The 1,850-nt window shown below is 56.5% G+C and carries 1 protein-coding gene and 2 pseudogenes; 2 read left to right on the top strand and 1 reads right to left on the bottom strand.

The features are described 5' to 3' along the window. Both VAE55_RS15230 and VAE55_RS15225 read left to right on the top strand, forming a co-directional pair. Positions 1-161, top strand: a pseudogene (locus VAE55_RS15230) (IS5/IS1182 family transposase); the annotation flags it as partial. 361 nt (positions 162-522) lie between these two features. After that, the gene (locus VAE55_RS15225) at positions 523-735 is read left to right on the top strand and encodes a hypothetical protein (RefSeq protein ID WP_322816587.1); all 213 of its coding nucleotides are present in this window, start codon (positions 523-525) and stop codon (positions 733-735) included. Positions 736-911: 176 nt separating this feature from the next. Here the strand turns inward: VAE55_RS15225 and VAE55_RS15220 are convergent. Beyond that, positions 912-1,712: pseudogene (locus VAE55_RS15220) on the bottom strand (transposase). Positions 1,713-1,850: the final 138 nt, after the last annotated feature.

The raw sequence follows: 1,850 nt of genomic DNA, 5'->3' as shown, positions 1-1,850 counted from the left end.
GGCGCTGGGTGGTCGAGCGCAGGTTCGCCTGGATGACGCGCTTCCGTCGCCTGGTGCGTGACGACGAACGTGTGGTGGCGACGCTGGCCGGCTCGCATTTCGTTGCCGTTACCATCTTGTTGGCCCATCGGTTTGTCTCGCTCATGGTTCAAAGTTCATAATAGGCTCTAGAGGAACCTCTCCGCCACCAGGCAGCCCCGGAGGAGCTGCCACGTTGTGAGGCAGGGGTTTAACTCGCCGACTCTGCTCCCCGCCGATCATGCACTACGCCGCCCGCCTATCCCTGTCGGTTCCTTCACGCAGGAGTACAACTTGTCTGTGATTACCGCAAATCTGCAATAAGGATCACAGGCTTGAACCTCCTTCAAGTGATCTGCAAAGGTATAGCCACTTCTGGCATCGGTGCATACCTGACCAAACCAAAACGCCACGCCTCTGTCTTAACCTTTTGGTAACAATGTTGTAACACTGCTTCAGTATCCTGGTACCAGGCCGTGTCATCGATTTTTGATGGAGCTTACAATGCGCACTCGTCTCAAACTGAAACCCGGTCAGCGTGGTACCAAGAAGTTACAGGCACTGTATGGTGATCGCCTCATCTGCGTTCGCTATCGATATGATTTTGAAACTGGTCGCCGCTTCAAGACGATTGAATTGATCGTTGACGAGAAAGCGTGGTCGCCACGTGATCAGCACGATGAGGTAGATCGCGTCGGTGAAGTGGCAGCCGATTGATACTGGGACGATGTAAGTGTGTTAATTGCCAGCCGGACTGGCTGGTCATACATCAGCCTCTCGCTCATCACAGCGAGCATGTCACTCCCACCTATCCCGTCAGCGGCGGGTGGAAGTGGAAGCTGTGTTTACGTTCGCTCAAAAGGGAACGCAAGCATTTATGTGTGTAGCGTCTGTTATAAACGTTGAACCATGAAAGAGACCAATCGATGAGCCAATACGATGGCGAAGGCGACGAAATACGACCCGGTCAGGGTCTCCACCAGGCGTCCGTCATTACGCACCAGGTACCGGAATCGTGATATCCAGGTGAACCTGCGCTCGACCACTCCGTCGAGGTAGCACGACAAAGCCCCGCTTGGTTATCAGCAGCTTGACTACCTTTAGGCGAAACCGGCGGCAGCCTCGGTGGCCGGTTGCTCACCGGTGGCACCCTGGTCGACGACGGCCACCTCCATCGTGTCACCGTTCACCTCCTGAATCCGTTGGGCCAGCGCAGTCATCTGTGCACGGTCTTGTTCATTGGCTGGCGTGACCACCACCGCCAGCACCTGCCCCAGCGTATCTACAGCCAGATACACCGTTGAGCCGTTACGCCATATATGCCCATCGTCGCCAGCGCGTCCCCCGCTTGCTGGTGTCGATTGCAGCGTCCGGCTGTCCACTATCACGGCACGGGGCTGGGGCGTGCGGTCAGTGATGTCGCGCAGCAGCATCCGTACATCGTGCACCATCTGCTCCGCCATCCTCGCCGTCAACCAGAGCTGCGTCTGTTGATAGCCAGCGTACTACAGCGGCACGTCGTTGGACCGCATCCGCCACGGTGCACCCGTGCGCAGCAGCGAGCGTAGTCCGTTGGAGATGTCGCGCAAAGAATAGTTCCGCTGCGGTGCCACTTCGTCCATCGGCGTCAGATAGGGCGCAACAAACACCCTCTCCTTATCGGAATCATCACGTGGATAAGCTGTTCGTATCATTTCGTAATGATACACGAGCAGAACCTAAACGCTCATAACAGGCTCTAAGGCCAGGCGCTATCCTGTCAAAGCCTTTTCACACCATTGGCAGTCGTAGTGCACGCCGGATCGCTTTCGGATGCCAGAACGGTACCGAAG

It is taken from the genome of Chloroflexus sp. (assembly GCF_034432675.1).
GTDB lineage: Bacteria > Chloroflexota > Chloroflexia > Chloroflexales > Chloroflexaceae > Chloroflexus.
The sequence above is the reverse complement of the archived record's forward strand: the minus strand, read 5'-3'. Positions and strand labels throughout refer to the sequence as shown.